The sequence below is a fragment of the Terriglobales bacterium genome (assembly GCA_035937135.1).
Classification (GTDB): domain Bacteria; phylum Acidobacteriota; class Terriglobia; order Terriglobales; family Acidobacteriaceae; genus DASYVL01.
In genome coordinates this window covers 1-2,479 of sequence record DASYVL010000096.1, presented here as the reverse complement: position 1 = coordinate 2,479, position 2,479 = coordinate 1, and the positions used below count along the sequence as shown (strand labels likewise).

The window sequence follows — 2,479 nt, the reverse complement described above, 5'->3', positions numbered from 1 at the left end:
ACCGGCGAGCGAAGGATCTATGCGTTTTCTTTTGTCTTTGTGATTTTGCTTTTTGCATTGCCAGGCGGCTTGCCGTACGCCTGCTCCCACGAGATCACGGGATTCCTCAGCACCCCGATCTTCTCGATCTCGCACTCCATCCCGTCCCCGGGCTTCAGGTACCACTTCTTGGGGTCGCCGGAGAAGGCGGCCACGCCCGAGACGGTGCCAGTCGAGACCACGTCGCCAGCGCTATAGCCCATGGCCGAGTAGTGCGCCAGGATCTCCGGGATCTTCACCGCCATCTTGCTGGTATGGGAGCGCTGGCGGGGCTCGCCGTTCACGCGCAGCTCCATGGAGAGGTTGTGCGGGTCGGGGATCTCGTCCGCGGTCACGATGTGCGGTCCCAGCGGGCAGAAAGTGTCGATGCCCTTGCAGAAGCTGAACACTCCGGACTTCATCTCCCGCCGCTGGATATCGCGCGCGGTCACGTCGTTGAAGATCACGTATCCGCCGATGTAGTCCTTGGCTTCTTCCGCCGAAAAATGCTTGCCGGATTTCTTTAGCACCACCGCCAGCTCCAGCTCGTAGTCCAGCTCCTCGGTCAGGTGGCTGGGATAGATGACCGGCTCCTCGGGGCCGATGATGGCGTCCACGTTCTGGAAGAAGACGATCCAGGGCAGCACGGGATGCGAGAAGCCAGCCTTCGCGGCCTCCTCGTGGTGTTCGCGGAAATTCCCGGCGGTGTGAAAGAACTTCTTGGGGAGGATGGGCGCCTTGAGCTTGACCTCATCGCGGCGGTAGAAGAGCGGCGTTTCCAGCGTCTTCTTCTTGAGCGCGCACTCCAGAGCCTGGCGTGCTGCTTCCAGGCCTTCGTCTCCGGCCTCGAAGAGCTGCCGCATGTCGCCCGGGACCGCGCTGCCGGGAAGCTCCTTGAACCGTCCCTTGGCCGTAGCAGATGATTCGCGCAGGTAGAGCTCGTATGCGGCGTGCAGGTCCACGATGCGGTCGCCTTCCACCAGCGCCCCGATGCGCTGCCTGCCGCCCGCGTCCTCGAATGTCACCAATCGCATGCGCAGCCAGTCTATTTCCCATGCGGTGGCTTGTCCACGTGTCCGCCTACTCTTTACATCCCGAGCGCAGCGAGGGAGCCCTACCCGCTCCTGAATGTTCGCGGATGAGGTAGGGTTCCCTCGCCCGCCGCGGCGGGCTCGGGATGTAATTCCAAGGCCGAGGGAGCGCTGACAAACCGCCACGGCTCTAGTAGCATAGGGCCATGCCTTGCTCCATGCCCACACCCGAACCGGCTTCCACCGTCGGCAAGCGGATGGTGAAGTGCGTCAAGTTCCAGCGCGAGATGCCGGGAATGGACGAGCCGCCTTTCGACGGCCCGCTCGGCCAGCGCATCTACGAGAACGTCTCGCAAGAGGCCTGGAAGCTCTGGCAGGAGCACTGCAAGATGATCCTCAACGAGTACCGCCTCAACCCCGCCCACAAAGAGGCGCAGGAGATCATCGTCAAGCACATGGAAGATTTCTTCTTCGGCGAGGGTGCGGTGCTGCCCCCCGGCTACGTTCCCCCGCAAAGCAAAGACTAAGGTAGCGCCGGCGTCTCGCCGGCTGTCCCGCGGGCGTCCTCGCCCGCGTCTATATACTGCAGGCCGAAGTAGAATCGACTGGCCGAATGACCGTCCTCCTCATCTCGACCTACGAACTCGGACGCCAGCCCTTCGGCCTGGCCTCACCCGCCGCCTGGCTGCGTGCGGCAGGAAACGATGTCCGCGCGCTCGACCTCTCTCGCGATTCGCTCGACGAAGATGCCGTCCGCGCAGCCCGGCTCATCTGCTTCTACCTGCCCATGCACACCGCGACGCGCATCGCCATGAGCGTGATCCCCCGCGTGCGCGAGCTCAATCCGTCGGCGCAGCTGTGCGCTTACGGACTCTATGCTCCGGTGAATGCGCAATTGCTGCGCAAGATGGGAGTGGCGACCATCCTGGGCGGAGAGTTTGAAGAAGGTCTGGTGAGCCTGTCACGCCGCCTGACCGCCGAGGGTCCAGGCGCGCAACCGCAGGTCGAGCCGGAGATCTCGCTCGCGCGCCAGAAGTTTCTTGTCCCCGAACGCGAGGGCCTGCCGCCGCTCGAACGCTATGCCCGGCTCACGCTGCCCGACGGCTCGACGCAGGTGGTCGGCTACACCGAGGCCAGCCGCGGCTGCAAGCACCTGTGCCGCCACTGTCCCATCGTGCCCGTGTACAACGGCGCCTTCCGCATCGTGCAGCAAGAGGTGGTGCTCGAGGACATCCGCCGCCAGGTCGCGGCCGGCGCCCAGCACATCACCTTCGGCGATCCCGACTTCTTCAACGGCCCCGCCCACGCGCTCGCGATCGTGCGCGAGCTTCATCGCGAGCATCCCGCGCTGACCTACGACGTCACCATCAAGGTCGAGCACCTGCTGCGGCACGATGACTAGCTGCGCGCCCTGCGCGAGACCGGCTGCG

At 64.5% G+C, this 2,479-nt stretch carries 3 protein-coding genes; 2 read left to right on the top strand and 1 reads right to left on the bottom strand.

Annotated features, from left to right (window positions below; all coding sequences use genetic code 11):
- Window positions 1-17: 17 nt before the first annotated feature.
- Window positions 18-1,052: a fumarylacetoacetate hydrolase family protein gene (locus VGQ94_05835; protein ID HEV2022031.1), complete on the bottom strand. Its 1,035-nt coding sequence runs from the start codon at window positions 1,050-1,052 to the stop codon at window positions 18-20.
- 203 nt (window positions 1,053-1,255) lie between these two features.
- Between VGQ94_05835 and VGQ94_05830 the strand changes: the two genes are divergently transcribed.
- The gene (locus VGQ94_05830; protein HEV2022030.1) at window positions 1,256-1,576 is read left to right on the top strand and encodes an oxidative damage protection protein; all 321 of its coding nucleotides are present in this window, start codon (window positions 1,256-1,258) and stop codon (window positions 1,574-1,576) included.
- 86 nt (window positions 1,577-1,662) lie between these two features.
- Window positions 1,663-2,451 carry a hypothetical protein gene (locus VGQ94_05825; GenBank protein HEV2022029.1) on the top strand — a complete coding sequence of 263 codons (789 nt, stop codon included), beginning with the start codon at window positions 1,663-1,665 and terminating at the stop codon, window positions 2,449-2,451.
- Window positions 2,452-2,479 lie beyond the last annotated feature (28 nt).